Source organism: Streptomyces paromomycinus, from assembly GCF_003865155.1.
In the GTDB taxonomy this organism is placed as follows: domain Bacteria; phylum Actinomycetota; class Actinomycetes; order Streptomycetales; family Streptomycetaceae; genus Streptomyces; species Streptomyces chrestomyceticus.
Map to the genome: position 1 here is coordinate 4,839,039 of NZ_BHZD01000001.1, position 16,558 is coordinate 4,855,596.

Below are 16,558 nucleotides of genomic sequence, written 5' to 3' on the forward strand. Positions count from 1 at the left end.
GTCAGTATCGAGCGACCCGGTGCATCGCACCCGCCCCGGGTACATTCACCGCGATCGGAGAGCATCGTGAAGAACAGCCCGTTGTGGCGAGTGGTTGACAACCAGAGTGGTACCCAGTCCATCGTCAGCACGCCCTCCGAGGCGGTCGCGTTCGTCAACAGCCGGTTCGACACCGATGACGACGTCGAGCCGTTCAGCATCACCGAGGTCGGCCCTCTCCTTCCGAAGCCGCTCGGGATCATCACCGCATGGGCCGCCAAGAAGGACGGCGAGCGAACCGACGGACGTACTGCTCCGATCACCATCAGGCCGGTTGTGACGGACAACGCCAGCGAGTGCGATGACGTCGTGCTCTGGGGCGACGTGTACGTCTCCTGGGACCACGACATGTACACCGTCGAGGAGCCGGACAGCTCCGAGTACAGCGAGGCTTACAGCGCAGCCGAGTTGAGCGCGATCCTCGACGAGTACGCCGACGACTACGAGTACGCGCCTGAAGGGCCTGAAGGGCCCGACAGCCACAGGTGGCCGAAACCGGAAGAGTTGATCACCTACGGCGCCCAGGAGTGCGCCAAGCGGTTCGGGCACCTCGGCGACGACGCCCTGCTGTGGCTCGCTGCCACCCGCATCACGCTCGCCGTGTGGCGCAACACACCCGTCGAGAACTGGCATGCCGGGAAGAGTCCGCTCCACGACGGCACAATGATGCGGATCAACACGGCAACCACCCGACTCGTGCGCTCGATGCTGTCGTTCGACCATGTCGACTGGATCGGCCTCGGTCTCGCGATCGTCAACCCGTCCCGGGTTCTACCGACAGGGCAGTCCGTACTCGAGCTCGGGCTGGCCTGCCACAACCCTGACGACCCGGCGCACGAGGTTGATCCGCGAGAAGAACTCGCAGAGATGGCACAGGTCGCGATCTCATGGGGGCGAAGGTACTGCCTTCGCGAGAAGGAGTTCGGCCTGCGAACCCTGATCGAATCCTTCTGTGCGTCCGACAACGGCTGGTTCGGAGCACCAAGTTGGGGGCGCATCGTCGATCGGTTCCTTACGGCTGTCGACGACCGGGAGAATGCGCACTGGCGCATACACCAGGACAAGCCTTGGTTCGACGAGTGGTTCACCAACCGGCCGGCCGACATTGCGGACACCACGGAATTTCGTCGGCTGCTCCTTGCCGGGCCCGATCTGCTGTCCGAGGAGGCCGCCGAATGGTGCGTGGATGGTGCCATCGGCTACGTCTGCCAGGACGACCACGCGAACGACTGCTGGCGGTGCGGTATCCCACCGGCAACGGAGTCCCCCAACGAGTGAACGTGGGCACCAGCATAGAAAGCATCAAATCCACTGACCGCGCTCTCTCCCACCTGCTCGGCGGCCTCCCCTGCTTGGGGAGCCAGTCGCGGCTCCACTGACTGGAGATGTGCGGGTGCTTCTGACGGATCTGTGGCAGCAACGCTGGCCCGGCTGCCCGCCGGTCGGTCACAAGCTCCGTGAGCCCTACAGGAATGTCTGGGTCCGCTTCCACAGTCCGTCGGGTCTTTGTCATCAGCATCACCGGCCTGCCGGTTTCTTGATAACCACGGCTTCCACGACACGGAGGTCGAGCAGGTCGCCGGACCTCCGGGATCATGACGCCATGCAACTCCGATACTTCAATCAGACCGGATGGACCGCCATCTTCGATGGCACTGAGACCGAGATCGGTCGCATGGTGCGTGTGGAGGGATGGGATCCCGCAACCGGGGCAGCCTTGGTGGCCGACCCGCAGCGAGGGGCATTGCGCCAGGTCACGGACTACGTGGACTTCTCCCACTTGGAGCGGGCCGATCAGGTCGTTGCCGCGATACCCGGTGGGGGATGGCGGGCAGACTGGACGGATGAAGGGCCGGGTGGATCACCTCTCACGGAGCAGGTGCTGGCCTGGTTGATCACTTCGCAGGGCCGGGCGACTGCCATCACGGTCGATGCTCAGGGGCATGTGGAGGACGCCGACAGCGCCGACGCCTTCATACCGCCGGGTGAGGAGCTTCAGTGACGGCGTCGATGCCGCAACAGGCGGGCCCGGCGTCTGAGGGTCGGGCTTCTGATGCCGGCTGGGAGGCCCCCTATTACCGGGTTCGGGCCGCCGGCTTCCAGGTGCTCTTCCTCGTGGAACCGGACGAGGCGATCGAGGAGGTCTGCAACGTCGATGCCGAGGTTCATCTTGCCGACGGGTCGCGCTGGAGTTCCACGATCTTCACACCAGTGCGGCGCCGAGAGGTCAGCTGGGCCGGGATGCGATCTGCTGACGGGCAGAGCCCCAGACATCCTCGAACTCCTCAAAGGTGAGTTGTTCGGGGTCGTGGCCTTCCCATTCCGAGACGGGCAGCTCGGCAGTGATCCCGAATCTGCTGTCGTAATCACCGAGGCGGCCTGCGTCGCGGGCCCGCTGCCACTCGGTGAGGGAGGCTGCTGCGATCGGGATCAGCTCTGAGCCTTCGAGTTCGACCTGCCGGATCACCCAGCCTTCGGCGTCGACCTCGAAGTAGAACCAGGTGTCTTCCTCGTCCCAGTAACAGCGCATCCATGTGGTCACCAGGCCATGATGCCGGGCCAGATGCACCGCGCTACTCCGCCTTGTCTCATGGCTGGGCGATGAATCCTGCGGATCGGTCGAGCTGGAAAGGAGAACCGACCCGGGTTGGATCCCAGCCTTGATCCCGCGCCTCTCGAATGCTGGCAGCAACGTGAGCCGGACGAATGGGCTCCGTCTCGACGCCCACCCAGTTACTGGGATGGGCCTGACCGCTCGTGACGATCAACGGCGTGCCCGGCTGGCTGCCGCTGGCCGCTTCAACCGCATAGGTCATCGGTGTCCAGCAGAGTCCCTGCATGTAGGAGGGCCTCCTGCGGATCCGCCAGCGGTACTCGATCCCGTCAACGGTTATGCGCCGGGAACCCTTCTTGTTCAGCACCATCTTCGCCTCCTTCGCTGGACTCTAGCGCTGTGCAATAGGTCCGTCTCAGCCAGAATCTTCCGGGCCGCCGGGCAGCGAGCCGAAACCCGAGTGCCGTGCAGGCCGTGGTCGCCGTAGTGTCCGGGGCGAAAGGCGGTTCCAGTGGAGATCACGGTTCAGTGGATCAGGACGTCCTGGACGAAGCACTCCAGGGGCGGTGACGCTGCTGCCCGCAGGAACTCAGCGCCAACAGGGTTCCTGGTGTCACCAGTGCCGTCTTCCTTCGCCCAGGTCATCCAGATGTCCGAGCGTGACGGTTTCGAGCCGCACGAGAGTGAGAGGGACTTGCGCCAGGTCGGACTCAGCTTGCGGGACGAGGGCGATCGGCTCCGCGTGCTGGCGCGTGTGGAGCCGTTGTTCGGATTGCCGCCGCGCCCGCGGCGGCCGCCGGCGGTGCGTCTGGTCCCGGGGCATTGGGTCCGTTGGCAGTTGAACTATCGGTTCAGTAGCGCCGCCGGAATACGGGACTGGTCGTACTGGCTCGATACGTTCAACGTTGCCTATGGGCCCGTCGACCCGAACGTCTTCCTGTCGGAGCCGACCATTCTGGTCGATGAGTGCGGTCCTGTTCGATAGCCGACCGCCGACGATCGGCTGGTCATGGGTTCTGCCTGGAGGCGGGAGGAATGCCGGTCTCGATGGTGTTGCCGCCTGGTCGGGCGCCTTCGTTGTCGGTCAGCGCGTCCATCACGGCTTGTCCGGCCTTGGTGGGGCGGAGTGATTCGCCCCGGCGGGGGCGGATGTAGAGCTGGACGCCCAAATCACCTTCCAGGGCAGCAAACTGGGCGTAAAGGACCGAGCGAGTGGTGCCGAGCTGACGTGATGCCTCGGCGAGGGTGCGATGCTCCATGGCTTCTCGAAACCGCTGAAGCCGGCCCCAACAGCGCCGATCTGTGAGGGCCGGCCGGATCAGCGGCGGTACTGATTCGAGTTCCGTTCGGCTCACGGACCGGCGTCCGCCGCGTGGACGGATTTCGATGCCCACGGCCCGGAGGTGGCGTGTCAGGGTCGTTGGGCTCATGTCCAGCTCGGTGGCGATGCTGGCCAGGGTCCGGGCCTGCCGGATGTACTGCTCTCGGAGCCACTGCTCATCGACGATCGGCTTCCTCGATGGCTCTCGGCTGGCGATGAGGCCGGACTGATTCAGCACCTCACTGATGAGCCTCTTGGGGAGATGGGTCTCTGAGGCGATCTCTCTGACCGTCTTCCGCGCGTCGAGGTACTCGCGTCGCAGGAATTCGTCGGTGAGCATGGTGTGTGCTTGCTGGCGGGCCTGAGCTGCTGCAAGCCGGGATCGTCGAGCAATGGGCCTGCTGGGGTCGACCCAAGATCCGCCGCTTTTGGAGGGCCAGGGGCTGCTGGGTGGGTGCTGCTCGAAGCAATGGCGGATGCTTTCCAGAGCGACGCCCATCTCCTTCGCCGCGACGGCGGGCGCTTGGCCCTCAGCGCAGATGAGACGGTGTGCTCGTCTCACGTCCACTGGTCTGCCGGGCAGGCAGAGTCCTGCGGCAAGGTCCGCTGGAGGCTCCCAGGTCAGCGGTTCGTCGATGCCCAAACCCCGTAGGTAGTTCTCGCCGTACTCGTCGAGAGCTCCCAGTAGGGCGGCGGTGATCCGGAAGGGAACCACCGCGACGCCTCCCGCCTCCTCGGCGGTCGTGATCCGGAGCGACTCTGGCGCCTGCCGGAGATCATTTCCGGTGATGCGCTGATAGAGGTAGCGGCGCACAGACAGCAGCCGCGCTTCCTGCCCCGGGTGGACACCGGTCTGTGTGCAGATCGAAACCCAGTCATCAGCGGGCAAGAGGCCGTCACCTGTCAGCCCGCGTCGACGTTCGTAGTCGATGGGGACGGGCTGGGTGTCCAGGTAGTCGGCGATCTCGCAGAGCCCGGTGAGGACTCCGTCGTGGCCCTGCTGGGCAAGCTCGGCGAGCGTGTAGTGGACGTCGAGCTGCGCCTGATGGCCGAGCATGCTGATCAGGGGATCGAAGTGACGTTTGGATGCTCCGGGGAGGAGGAGTGCGACGGCCAGGGCCGCGCGGAAGTTGCCAATGTTCCGGACGCCGGCGGCGGGCAGGACGCGGGCAGTCCATCCACGCCAGAGCAACTGTGGGACTCGGTCGGCCCGTGCCGTGGTCAAGGTCTCGTTCATCTTGTGGGGTGGGCGCGGGCGAGTGGTGCAGCTTCGGAAGCGGAGCCGGTCCACGTTCGCCATGCGTGTATCCATGGCCTGCCAGATCAGTTGTTGCAGTGCAGTGGAGTGTGCCCTCCAGCGTTTGTTGACATCGCCGAGGGGCATGAGGTCCAGTCGCTCGCCGTCTCGTTCGAGGAGGGTCCGCAGCGTGGCGATGTTTGTCTTGTCGGAGCCCTGTTGAAGGATGTGGACGGCGCGGGTGAGTCCGCCTGCGGTCACTGCCGCCGAGGTGGGCGAGAACTGGCCGTCTCCGGCGTAATCCTGGCATGCCTGCTCGACATGCGGATCGAGTGTCGGGAAGTCGCCGGGTTCCGCGATGCGCAAGACCCAGGAGGCCAGCGCACGCAGGTCATTGAAGATCATTTGTGGTGTGGGGAGGGACTGCGCTTGTCCCTGTTCGACTCGGTCCAGCAGGTCGTTGATCCAGCGCTGCGACGCCAGTACTGGGCTGTCTTCGCGAAGGGCGGCCGCGGGGGCCAGGGCGAGGTCCGTCTGGCAGAGCGCCCCTGACGGTTTCAGCGTCGTAGGACACTGATGGGGTGGAAGATCACGGAAGATGCTGACTCGGCCGTGGCAGGTGCGCTGGTTGCAAGAGGGACAGGCATGCGGCAGCAGGATCCGGTGCCGAGTGCAAGCGAAGCTCCAGGGGAGACGCCAGCACAACTGCCAGCGGCCGTCGTGTTCGTGAAGGCACTGGGGGCAGTATCGGGAGCCGTTTCGGCCCCATAGCTGCATGCGGTTCACCGTCCGGCGGTGAGGGTGCAGTACGAGCGCATGGCCGTCGTACTGGCGCAACGTCATCGCATGCAACCGGTCAGCGGGGACTCCGCTGACGGCCGCGGCCTGCTCGGCCTGCTCCGGCTCGAGGTAGCGGGTGAGGTCAGGGAGGCTGCCGTCGCGCCGGCCGGGCAGTCCCAAGGCGATCAGGATCTCGCGGAAGCTGACCATGCTGCGGTGGGCCAGAGTCTCCAGCCAGGAGTCCAAGGCTTCTCCTGGCAGCGGCGCGACTCTGATCGGGAGAGTCCGCAGGCCGGACGTCACGCGGCTTTCCGGTTGCTGGATCGGAGCCGGCTGGTGAGTCGTCGCTTGTCCAGGGCTGTTTCGAGCTCCCTGCGAGCCTTCTCGGATGCCTCGTCGTTCTTCACTCGGTCGAGCAGGTCACGGTCGAGGCGTTCGGTGCCGCTGCGGACGGCTCGCTGGCAGCCCCGGTTGATCAGTGTCATCAGCGAGCCGATATGCCCGGTGCTGCGGGCAAAGAGGTAGTCGGAAAGATCGTCTGCAAGCATGCCGGGGTACTTATCGGCTAGGACCACTCGCTTCTCCAGGGCGAGGAGCATCTTCCTCCATTCTCGGCGGCCCGCCTCGTTCTTGATGGTGAAGGGCTGCATGTCCAGTCGAGTCGTGCGCCGGCCTGTCTGGGCCAGGGCTGTGTCACCAGAAGTGGTTCCTTCGCTGAACAGGCCCTTCTCAGCGAGTCCGACGCCGATCATCAGCAAGGTCACGGGGAACTCGTTGGCGATCCACTTCAGGTGGTTACTGACCTCGATGCCGCTGGTGTTGCGCCACTTCAGGAAGTGCAGATCGTCGAGGGCGAGGACGCGCACTTCGCAGGACAACACGCAGTCCAGGGCCCGCTGGCCCATCTGGGCGGCTGTTCCGCGGTTGCGTCCGGCATGGCCAAAGAATTCCAAAATGGCACGATTGAGGTCCTTCATGCCGGTATTGCCGGTCAGTCCAACCCGGCAGACCGGAAGCCGTTCGTGTCCCTGCGCTGTGAACTCGCCGTTCTCGGCGATCTCCCGGTGGTGGAACTCACGGAGGAACGCCAGCACCGTCGTCGTCTTCCCGAGGCCAGGAAAGGCGTCGACAGCCACGGCGCCCTTGGCCTTGTCACCATCCTGCTGATTGCTGTCGACGATGTCCCACAAGTCCTCGTGAAGGTCGGCCAGTTGCTGCGTCCTGATCGGCCCGAGGTTGGCATGTCACTCCCGCCGCAGTCGGTCGTAGACGGCTCTCGCCTCAGAGGTCTGAGCTTTCAGCTCTGCCCTCGTCAGCAACCTTGGCTGTTCGCGACGCGGAGCGTTGGCGAACTCCTTGAAGTCCTCCTTCCGCGACAACGCCAGATTCCCCAGGCCCAGCGGGAGCGGGTCAGTCACACGTCCTCCAGTGCGTCGGCGTAGAAGTCATCCTCATCGACGAGGACTTCGAAGTCGGCCTCGTCGTCATCACCCGTCTCGGCCGGCTCCATCTCCTCCAGCTCCTCGTGGGACGAGCTCTCTTTGTCCCCCAGGGCTTTGCGGACTGAGGGCAGCGAGACGACTGACTCGTCGGACTCGGGCAGTTCGATGGCCGCTTGCTCTCGCGATAGCCGCAGGGCCATCCGCCGCTCTGCCAGAGTTGTGCCCAGGCCGAGGTTCCAGCGCTCCAATAGGTCGGCGACCGCAAGACGGTCGTCAGGAAAGCGATACTTCGCAGCAGCCAGTTTCCGGGCGAAGGCGAGAGCATCCTCGCTCAGCGGCATACCGGCCGTGGGCGCATGTTCCCAGGTCAGGGTGCGCCAGCGACGGTCCAGGTCCCGGACGTAGATGCGAGTGATGTCGTCGGGGTCGACCTGGAAGGGCCATCCGTTCTCGACCGGACCCTTGTAGGGACTCCGGACATCGCTGAGGCCCTTGAGGCCGGGGCCGCTGTAGCGGCTACGGCCGATCTCGACTCCGTAGTGCTGGATCGTGCGCCATTCGGTCTTCAGGAATTCGTAGGCGAGGTCGGGGTCTCTGGGGGCCTCGACGTAACCCGCCCGAGCCATGCCGTGCTCGAACATCGCGGCGGGGGACATCCGCAGCCCTGGCAGGCCCGGGTCGACCAGACTCGTGTGCGGTCGGTGGTGGTAGACCGCCGCGACCCACTCACGGATGATCGCTTCCAGCTCATGCAGGAAGAAGAAGGCGTCGTCCTCGGGGTTCTCCCCCCGGGAATGGACGTCCGGCCCCTTATAGCCGGGTAGTGCTTGAAGCAGGCCCTCGCGCAGGGTGCGAAAGAATCTTTCGACTGGCCCTTTGTCGCGGCCCGTCCGTAGCCTCGCAGGCTGGATCGAGATGCCCATCCGTCGGCAGACGCTGGTCAGATGCTCGGAGTCGTACTGCTTTCCGTGGTCGATGACCAGGGTTTCCGGAACCAGAATGGGGCCAGCTGCACCAGCTCCTTCGGCGACAGCCGTATCCACGAGGACCGTCCGTGGGATGCCGTGCTCGGGCCAGACCGCGTAGCGCGGCCAGTCCTTCCCAGCCGGCCTGGGCCGGAACGACTGGTAGAGCACCGCGCTGACGTCCACCGCCTTCGTCGACACCGGGGTGAGGCGGATGCCGGTGATGCAGCGGGTGTACCAGTCCATACCGATGCTGAGCTCAGCCTGCACCCATCGAAGGGTGAGCGGGTCGAAGGCGAAAACGTCCAGCCGGGTGGAGTCCATCAGGAGGTACTCTCCCGGCCTGGTCGGCCGCAACTTGCCATAAGGCTCATTTGGCCGGCCAGCGATGTCCCGGTTCCGCTTCGCACTCAGTCGGAAGAGCGGGTGCTGGTCCTCCAACTCCTCAAGCAGCCGGAAGGCAGTAGCCCGGCTGGGTTGCGGGACGACATCCGGACCCAACCGTGCAACCACCCGTGCTCGGGTCCGCTCGATCACCAGCGTGCGGGACGGCTTGGACTCCTTGGCATGCTCGACCATGACCTCCGTGGCTGTCTCCACCCATCGGTCATCCAGTTTCGTGGCCCGCCCACGTGCGGGTCGCCCGGCAGCCGCCAAGCCCGCCTCGCCGCCACGGCGGAAGTCCCGAACCCAGCGCTCGACGGTACGGACGGTGACGCCGAGTTCAGCGGCCTTGCTCGCGTAGCGCTCGCCTAGCGGGAGGTCAGGCGAGTATTCCAGTCTCGGCTCGCCTTCCGCTGCCAGCTCCGGAGCGCCCGACCGGTAACCGGTGAGAACTTCCCGGACATGGCCTGCCCGCTCTCGTAGTCCGTCTTGCTCGGCTTTCGACAGCTGGCTCAGCACGACGCCAGCGACGTCTTCGTCGTCGTCACTGGACGGTCCCGGAGCATCCGGGATCACACGAACTCGATCAGACAGCAGCAGTTCCTTCACTGCCAGTCTCAGCAGCTTCCCGCGGCCGTTCTTCAGTACCGCCTCGTTGCCGTTCGCGGTGATCGCCAGCTCGATTACCTCAACGGTCTCGCCGTCATAGCGGAACCGTGTACCAACCCCCACGCGGACTCCGGCCCAGCTCACTTCTAAGCCCTCAGAACGTGATGACCGCTGAGCGGGGTACTCAAGTCGGTGACCAGCTCACCACGCCAGAGAAGGTGAAGGACCCCAGCACGGACCTCCTCCGGCTCTCGTCCGGCGAGTGCGTCATCGAGTTCGCCAAGTGTCCGGCAATCCAGACCCATCGCTCGAAGTTCGTCGAGCAGGAGACCATCGAAAAGCCAGTCACGTCGGTACCCGGCGAGGAACCGAAGGTTCTCGAGTTCCGCCGGCGCAGGTTCGCTCCACACGACGTATCGCCATCCGCGTGTCTCCACCAGCCGCCGCGTCCAGTCGAAAGTGAACGCCACCTCTGGCTTGGCCACCCGGTGCCTCGGCTTGACGTCGACCACGACCGGACCGTCCTCGCTGATCAGAAGGTAGTCCGGAATGTGTTTGCGAACCTTTCCTTCCACCTCGGCTTTCAGCAGGAAGGGCTGGGCAAGGATGCGGCGGACGGATGGGTCGAAGTCGTCAAACAGCAGTCGAGCAAGTTCAAGCCGTGACTCGTAGATCACGTGGTCACGCATGGTCGAGGACCAGTAGGTGCCCGAGTAGTGCCTCTGGCCGTCGTACCACCGGAATGTCCGCCATGGAGACGCTGTCGCTAACGACGCGCTGCTGACGCTTTCCCATGGCTCGTCTTCGAACCCCCGGCCGATGTACGGAAACACACCACTGCCGACTCAACTGGCACGAGCACCCCCCACTCCCGCAGCATCAGGTTCGATGCGATCAAGCAGTCGGTGACAGCCTGGGCCGTACGGCAGTACGTGCACCAAGAGAGCTTGGAACGTCCACACGTTTGAGCGAATTCAGCCTCAAGAGTCTGGCCAATCTCACGACGATGTCGTATCCGACATCCATCCGACATCGATCGTGAGATTCCGACACGGAAAATGAGGCCCTACACGCCTCCAGGTCAGGTCTGCGCCATGTCCACAAAACGGGAGTAGTGGCCCTGGAAGGCCACCGTGATGGTCGCCGTCGGACCGTTACGGTGCTTGGCCACGATCAGGTCGGCCTCGCCGGCGCGGGGCGATTCCTTCTCGTAGGCGTCCTCTCGGTGCAGCAGGATGACCATGTCCGCGTCCTGCTCGATCGAACCGGATTCACGCAGGTCCGAAACCATCGGCTTCTTGTCCGTACGCTGCTCGGGGCCACGGTTCAGCTGCGAGAGCGCGATGACCGGCAGCTCCAGTTCCTTGGCCAGCAGCTTGAGGTTTCGGGACATGTCCGACACCTCCTGCTGGCGGCTCTCGGCGCGCTTGGAGCCGCCGGACTGCATCAGCTGGAGGTAGTCGATGACCACCAGCTTCAGCTCGTTGCGCTGCTTGAGGCGGCGGCACTTCGCGCGGATCTCCATCATCGACAGGTTCGGCGAGTCGTCGATGTAGAGCGGCGCGGCCGACACGTCCGGCATCCGCCGGGCCAGGCGGGTCCAGTCCTCGTCCGTCATCGATCCGGACCGCATGTGGTGCAGGGCCACCCGCGCCTCGGCGGACAGCAGACGCATCGCGATCTCGTTGCGGCCCATTTCGAGCGAGAAGATCACGCTCGGCAGGTTGCTCTTGATGGAACAGGCCCGGGCGAAGTCCAGCGCGAGGGTGGACTTACCCATCGCGGGACGGGCCGCGATGACGATCATCTGGCCGGGGTGCAGGCCGTTGGTCAGGGAGTCCAGGTCGGTGAAGCCGGTGGGCACACCGGTCATCTGGCCCTGGCGGGAGCCGATCGCCTCGATCTCGTCGAGGGCGCCCTCCATGATGTCGCCGAGCGGCAGGTAGTCCTCGCTGGTGCGCTGCTCGGTGACGGCGTAGATCTCCGCCTGGGCACTGTTGACGATCTCGTCGACGTCGCCGTCGGCCGCGTATCCCATCTGCGTGATGCGGGTGCCGGCCTCGACGAGCCGGCGCAGGACCGCCCGTTCGTGGACGATCTCGGCGTAGTACTCGGCGTTGGCCGCCGTCGGTACGGACTGGACCAGGGTGTGCAGATACGACGCGCCGCCCACCCGGGCGATCTCGCCGCGCTTGGTCAGCTCGGCCGCGATGGTGATCGGGTCGGCCGGCTCACCCTTGGCGTACAGGTCGAGGATCGCCTGATAGATCAGCTCGTGGGCCGGCCGGTAGAAGTCGTGGCCCTTGAGCACCTCGACGACGTCCGCGATGGCGTCCTTGGACAGCAGCATGCCGCCGAGCACGGACTGCTCGGCGTCCAGGTCCTGGGGCGGCACCCGCTCGAAACCGCCGGAGGGCCAGCCGCCCTCCTCGTCACCGCCACGGTCACGGCGGTCGTCGCGGCCCCGGCCCTTGCCCTCGCCCCGACGGGAGCGCGCGGCAGGCAGCCGGTCACTGGGGCCGGCGTCCGCCCAGGGGTCTTCCACGGGCTCGGGCATACTCACCCCGGCACCTCCTCCCGTCCGCGGCGCGGACCTTGCTGTGCCCTTCTTTCTTACGGCACGGCTCTGACAAACGAGACGCCCGACTCCGGTTACGGCGCGTCGAGTTCGGACGGGTTCTCAGACCGGAACAGGGGCCAGGCGCCGGACTACGGTAGGCCCGTCGGCACCGTCCGCCAATCTGGTTATCCACAGGCCATGTGGACGAAGCACCCGTTCCTGTGGAGAAGTGCGCCGATCCTGTGCACGGCACGGGGGACACCGCTGTGGACAAACACACAATCAGCCGACCCCCACCCACCTGACCTGCAGCTTTGTCGTCCATAGGCTGTGGGGGAGAAAAACTTCGGCAACCTGTTCATGATCGGGCCGAACGGCGTGGAGGAGAACGCTCCACGCGCCGCCAAGTAATGATTGCTCTGCAGTTGTGCCACTTACCTGTGGAAGATTAGATTGACGGCATGACACAGGCCCCCGCGACGCCGCGGCGCACCGACCGCCGCCACGACCGCGAGATCATCTCGCTCGCTCTGCCCGCCTTCGGCGCGCTCGTCGCGGAACCGCTCTTCGTCATGGTCGACAGCGCCGTCATCGGCCACCTCGGCACCCGGCAGCTCGCCGGCCTCGGCGTCGCCGCCCCGCTGCTGACGACCGCGGTCTCGGTCTTCGTCTTCCTCGCGTACGCCACCACCGCCGCCGTCGCCCGGCGGGTCGGTGCCGGTGACCGCTCGGCCGCCATCCGGCAGGGCATGGACGGGATCTGGCTCGCCCTGCTGCTGGGCGCCGCCGTACTGGCCGCCGTCCTGCCCACCGCACCCTGGCTCGTCGACATCTTCGGCGCCTCGTCCACCGCCGCCCCGTACGCCATCACCTACCTGCGCATCAGCGCCCTCGGCATCCCGGCGATGCTCGTGGTGCTGGCGGCCACCGGCGTACTGCGCGGTCTCCAGGACACCCGGACACCGCTGTACGTCGCCATCGGCGGCTTCTCCGTCAACGCGGCCCTGAACATCGGGCTGGTCTACGGCGCCGGGCTCGGCATCGCCGGATCCGCCTGGGGAACGGTCGTCGCCCAGTGCGGTATGGCCGCCGTCTACCTGGTCGTCGTGGTGCGGGGCGCCCGCCGGCACGGCGCCTCGCTGCGACCGGACGCGGCCGGTATCCGCGCCTGCGCCCAGGCCGGGGTGCCGCTGCTGGTCCGTACGCTCTCGCTGCGCGCCGTCCTCATGATCGCGACTGCCGTGGCCGCCCGCCTCGGTGACGCCGAGGTGGCCGCCCACCAGATCGTCATCACCCTGTGGTCCCTGCTGGCCTTCGCCCTGGACGCCATCGCCATCGCCGGCCAGGCGATCATCGGCCGCTACCTGGGAGCCGACGACGTGGCGGGCGCCAAGGCTGCCTGTCGCCGCATGGTGCAGTGGGGCATCGCCTCCGGTGTGGTGCTCGGGCTGCTCGTCGTCCTCACCCGGCCGCTGTTCATGCCGCTGTTCACCGACGACCAGGCCGTCAAGGACGCCCTGCTGCCCGCGCTGCTGGTCGTCGCCCTCACCCAGCCGGTCGCCGGCATCGTCTTCGTCCTCGACGGCGTACTGATGGGCGCCGGCGACGGCCCCTACCTGGCCTGGGCGATGCTGGTGACGCTCGCGCTCTTCGCGCCCGCCGCGCTGCTGGTGCCGGTCGTCGGCGGCGGCCTGACCGCACTGTGGTGGGCCATGGCCCTGATGATGACCGTGCGGATGCTGACATTGTGGGCACGCACCCGGTCGGGCCGCTGGATTGTGACCGGAGCCTCGCGTTGAAGCCACCCGAAACAACGGTCCCGTGATGATAATGACCCTGTGCGCCCGCTTGCCAGGAAGATCGTCCTGCCCCTGACGCTGACCGTCGTCGGGGCAGGCGCCATAGTGGGCTACGCCTCCCAGGAGGCCGACACCAGCAGCCGGGGCAACGGCACGCTCAGAAGTGGTCACGGCAAGTCGGGAGAGGCCCGCCAGGACCCCCAGGACCAGGACCCGTCCGCCACCGCGCCCGCCGACGACGGCAGCGCGTACACCCCGCGCAGTACCGAGCAGAACGCCCGCGTCGGGGCCATCTTCGAGAAGGACGACTCCGGCGACCACTTCTGCACCGCCAGTGTCGTGCAGAGCCCCGGCCGGAACATGCTGATCACCGCGGCGCACTGCGCTTTCGACGCCGAGACCGGCCAGCCCGTCAACGACCTGGTCTTCGCACCCGACTACCGCGACGGCAAGGAGCCGACCGGCCTGTGGAAGGTCGAGAAGGTCGTCGTCGACGACCGCTGGGCCACGTCCCAGGACGAGGACATGGACGTCGCCTTCCTCGTCCTCGGCAGCAAGGACGGCAAGCAGATCCAGGACGTGCTGGGCGGCAACACGCTCGGCATCGACCCCGGCTTCGACAATGACGTCAAGATCACCGGCTACCCCACCAGCAGTGAGACGCCGATCTCCTGCCACAACCGCGCCACGAAGTTCAGCGACACCCAGATGCGCGTGAGGTGCACCGACTTCGCGGGCGGCACGAGCGGCAGCCCCTGGCTCGCCGACTACGACCCCAAGAGCCACACCGGCACGGTGATCGGCGTGCTGGGCGGGCACCAGGGCGGCGGCGACGAGGACGATGTCTCCTACGCCGCGTACTTCGGTGAGGCTGTCGCCGATCTCTACGAGCGGGCCCAGGAAGCGGACGAAGGCTGAGAGCCCGCGGCTCTGAGCAGTCCGCGCACGCGAAAGGGCCGCACCCCGTTCCCGGAGTGCGGCCCTTTCGTGTGCTGCGGTGTCGCTGCTATCAGGCGGCGACGACCTCGACGCCCAGCTTCGCGACAACGTCGCTGTGCAGGCGTACGGACACCTGGTGCGCGCCCAGGGTCTTGATCGGCGAGCCGAGCTCGACGCGGCGCTTGTCCACGTCGGGGCCGCCCGCGGCCTTGATCGCCGAGGCGACGTCGGCCGGCGTGACGGAGCCGAACAGGCGGCCGGCGTCGCCGGCACGCACGGCCAGCTTCACCTTGACGCCTTCGAGCTGACCCTTGACCTCGTTGGCCTGCTCGACCGAGGCGATCTCGCGGATCTTGCGACCGCGGCGGATCTGCTCGACGTCCTTCTCGCCACCCTTGGTCCAGCGGATCGCGAAACCGCGCGGGACCAGGTAGTTACGGGCGTAACCGTCGCGGACGTCGACGACGTCGCCGGCGGTGCCGAGGCCGGAGACCTCGTGGGTGAGGATGATCTTCATGAGTCGGTCACCCTTCCCTTATCGCGCAGTGGAGGTGTAGGGCAGCAGCGCCATCTCACGGCTGTTCTTCACGGCCGTGGCGACGTCACGCTGGTGCTGGGTGCAGTTGCCGGTCACCCGGCGGGCACGGATCTTGCCGCGGTCGGAGATGAACTTCCGCAGCAGGTTCGTGTCCTTGTAGTCGACGTAGGAGATCTTCTCCTTGCAGAACACGCAAACCTTCTTCTTAGGCTTGCGAGCAGGCGGCTTCGCCATTGTCTCTCTCCAGTGAGTTCAAGAAGTTTGTGCTGACGCCCTCAGGCCCCGGCCGGCTCGCGCTGTTTCACGTGAAACAGCGCGTGTACGTGCCGGATGCCGGACCTAGAAGGGCGGCTCGTCCGAGTAGCCGCCGCCGGAGCCGCCGCCCCAGCCGCCACCGCCGCCACCCTGCTGGCCGCCGCCGGCAGGGGCACCGGTCGCCCACGGGTCGTCGGCGGGAGCACCGCCGCCGCCCTGCTGGCCGCCGCCGGGGCCGCCGCCCCAGCCGCCGCCACCCTGGCCACCGCCCTGCGGACCGCCGCCGAAGCCTCCGCCCTGGCCACCGCGGCCCGAGGTCTTGGTGACCTTGGCCGTGGCATTGCGCAAGCTGGCGCCGACCTCGTCGACGTCGAGCTCGTAGACCGTGCGCTTGACGCCCTCGCGGTCCTCGTACGACCGCTGCTTCAGGCGGCCCTGCACGATCACGCGAGTGCCCCGCGTGAGGGACTCGGCGACGTTCTCCGCCGCCTGACGCCACACCGAGCAGGTCAGGAACAGGCTCTCGCCGTCCTTCCACTCATTGGTCTGGCGGTCGAAGGTGCGGGGGGTGGACGCGACGCGGAACTTCGCGACCGCCGCACCGGACGGGGTGAAGCGCAGCTCGGGGTCGTCGACAAGATTGCCGACGACCGTGATGACGGTCTCGCCTGCCATTAGGGGAACCTCTCGGCGGGTGTGCTGCTGGCTGCTGGTGTTGCTACTCGAACCCGGTTACCGCTGACGCTGGTGCGTCAGTGGGTCTCGGGACGGAGGACCTTGGTCCGGAGGACCGACTCGTTCAGGTTCATCTGACGGTCGAGTTCCTTGACGACCGCAGGCTCGGCCTGCAGGTCGATGACCGAGTAGATGCCCTCGGGCTTCTTGTTGATCTCGTACGAGAGACGACGACGGCCCCAGGTGTCGACCTTCTCGACCTTTCCGTTGCCCTCACGGACGACGGAGAGGAAGTTCTCGATCAGCGGGGAGACAGCGCGCTCCTCGAGATCGGGGTCGAGGATGACCATCACCTCGTAGTGACGCATGTAGAACCCACCTCCTTTGGACTCAGCGGCCACGGTCGTTCCGTGGCAGGAGGGTCATGATGCGTTCCGCACCCGGCCCGGCCAGGAGACCTG

General features: G+C 66.4%; 17 protein-coding genes. 5 read left to right on the plus strand and 12 right to left on the minus strand.

Annotated elements, in window-relative coordinates:
* The first annotated feature begins 66 nt into the window (after window positions 1-66).
* Both OEIGOIKO_RS20420 and OEIGOIKO_RS20425 read left to right on the plus strand, forming a co-directional pair.
* Window positions 67-1,317 (plus strand): hypothetical protein, encoded by a 1,251-nt coding sequence (locus OEIGOIKO_RS20420; protein WP_246177445.1) that lies wholly within the window; start codon window positions 67-69, stop codon window positions 1,315-1,317.
* Between the two features lie 325 nt (window positions 1,318-1,642).
* Complete coding sequence (locus OEIGOIKO_RS20425) at window positions 1,643-2,041, plus strand: hypothetical protein (RefSeq protein WP_125055268.1); 399 nt, start codon at window positions 1,643-1,645, stop codon at window positions 2,039-2,041.
* A gap of 225 nt (window positions 2,042-2,266) precedes the next feature.
* On the opposite strand, the gene OEIGOIKO_RS20430 is transcribed toward OEIGOIKO_RS20425, so the two are convergent.
* A complete protein-coding gene (locus OEIGOIKO_RS20430; RefSeq protein WP_125058820.1) occupies window positions 2,267-2,569 on the minus strand; it encodes a hypothetical protein in 303 nt (100 codons plus the stop codon).
* Between the two features lie 58 nt (window positions 2,570-2,627).
* Complete coding sequence (locus OEIGOIKO_RS20435; protein WP_125055269.1) at window positions 2,628-2,963, minus strand: hypothetical protein; 336 nt, start codon at window positions 2,961-2,963, stop codon at window positions 2,628-2,630.
* A 141-nt stretch (window positions 2,964-3,104) separates the two neighbouring features.
* On the opposite strand from OEIGOIKO_RS20435, the gene OEIGOIKO_RS20440 reads away from it, so the two are divergent.
* On the plus strand, window positions 3,105-3,578 hold the full coding sequence (locus OEIGOIKO_RS20440) for a hypothetical protein (protein ID WP_037887510.1): 474 nt from the start codon (window positions 3,105-3,107) through the stop codon (window positions 3,576-3,578).
* A gap of 22 nt (window positions 3,579-3,600) precedes the next feature.
* On the opposite strand, the gene OEIGOIKO_RS20445 is transcribed toward OEIGOIKO_RS20440, so the two are convergent.
* The 6 genes from OEIGOIKO_RS20445 to dnaB form a co-directional block, all read right to left on the minus strand.
* Complete coding sequence (locus OEIGOIKO_RS20445) at window positions 3,601-6,234, minus strand: TniQ family protein (protein WP_281288370.1); 2,634 nt, start codon at window positions 6,232-6,234, stop codon at window positions 3,601-3,603.
* On the minus strand, window positions 6,231-7,121 hold the full coding sequence (locus OEIGOIKO_RS20450; protein ID WP_246177446.1) for an ATP-binding protein: 891 nt from the start codon (window positions 7,119-7,121) through the stop codon (window positions 6,231-6,233). Before OEIGOIKO_RS20450 ends, OEIGOIKO_RS20445 begins: the two co-directional genes overlap by 4 nt.
* A gap of 54 nt (window positions 7,122-7,175) precedes the next feature.
* Entirely contained in the window at window positions 7,176-7,349 is a 174-nt protein-coding gene (locus OEIGOIKO_RS42915; RefSeq protein ID WP_246177447.1) for a hypothetical protein, read from the minus strand.
* On the minus strand, window positions 7,346-9,475 hold the full coding sequence (locus OEIGOIKO_RS20455; protein WP_125055271.1) for a helix-turn-helix domain-containing protein: 2,130 nt from the start codon (window positions 9,473-9,475) through the stop codon (window positions 7,346-7,348). Before OEIGOIKO_RS20455 ends, OEIGOIKO_RS42915 begins: the two co-directional genes overlap by 4 nt.
* A gap of 2 nt (window positions 9,476-9,477) precedes the next feature.
* Entirely contained in the window at window positions 9,478-10,164 is a 687-nt protein-coding gene (locus tag OEIGOIKO_RS20460; protein ID WP_435851862.1) for a TnsA-like heteromeric transposase endonuclease subunit, read from the minus strand.
* 248 nt (window positions 10,165-10,412) lie between these two features.
* Window positions 10,413-11,888, minus strand: coding sequence for a replicative DNA helicase (gene dnaB / locus OEIGOIKO_RS20465; RefSeq protein ID WP_030017091.1), 1,476 nt, complete (start codon window positions 11,886-11,888; stop codon window positions 10,413-10,415).
* 464 nt (window positions 11,889-12,352) lie between these two features.
* Here dnaB and OEIGOIKO_RS20470 point away from each other — a divergent pair, with 464 nt between their 5' ends.
* Window positions 12,353-13,690 carry an MATE family efflux transporter gene (locus OEIGOIKO_RS20470; RefSeq protein WP_125055272.1) on the plus strand — a complete coding sequence of 446 codons (1,338 nt, stop codon included), beginning with the start codon at window positions 12,353-12,355 and terminating at the stop codon, window positions 13,688-13,690.
* A 39-nt stretch (window positions 13,691-13,729) separates the two neighbouring features.
* On the plus strand, window positions 13,730-14,608 hold the full coding sequence (locus tag OEIGOIKO_RS20475; RefSeq protein WP_125055273.1) for a trypsin-like serine peptidase: 879 nt from the start codon (window positions 13,730-13,732) through the stop codon (window positions 14,606-14,608).
* A gap of 91 nt (window positions 14,609-14,699) precedes the next feature.
* Here the strand turns inward: OEIGOIKO_RS20475 and rplI are convergent, their stop codons facing one another.
* The 4 genes from rplI to rpsF all read right to left on the minus strand — a co-directional run bounded on the left by rplI (window position 14,700) and on the right by rpsF (window position 16,465).
* Window positions 14,700-15,146 carry a 50S ribosomal protein L9 gene (gene rplI / locus OEIGOIKO_RS20480; protein WP_031007733.1) on the minus strand — a complete coding sequence of 149 codons (447 nt, stop codon included), beginning with the start codon at window positions 15,144-15,146 and terminating at the stop codon, window positions 14,700-14,702.
* Window positions 15,147-15,164: 18 nt separating this feature from the next.
* Window positions 15,165-15,401 (minus strand): 30S ribosomal protein S18, encoded by a 237-nt coding sequence (gene rpsR / locus OEIGOIKO_RS20485; protein WP_003978893.1) that lies wholly within the window; start codon window positions 15,399-15,401, stop codon window positions 15,165-15,167.
* Between the two features lie 105 nt (window positions 15,402-15,506).
* Window positions 15,507-16,097, minus strand: coding sequence for a single-stranded DNA-binding protein (locus OEIGOIKO_RS20490; RefSeq protein ID WP_030017087.1), 591 nt, complete (start codon window positions 16,095-16,097; stop codon window positions 15,507-15,509).
* 77 nt (window positions 16,098-16,174) lie between these two features.
* Complete coding sequence (rpsF, locus tag OEIGOIKO_RS20495; RefSeq protein ID WP_003978891.1) at window positions 16,175-16,465, minus strand: 30S ribosomal protein S6; 291 nt, start codon at window positions 16,463-16,465, stop codon at window positions 16,175-16,177.
* Window positions 16,466-16,558 lie beyond the last annotated feature (93 nt).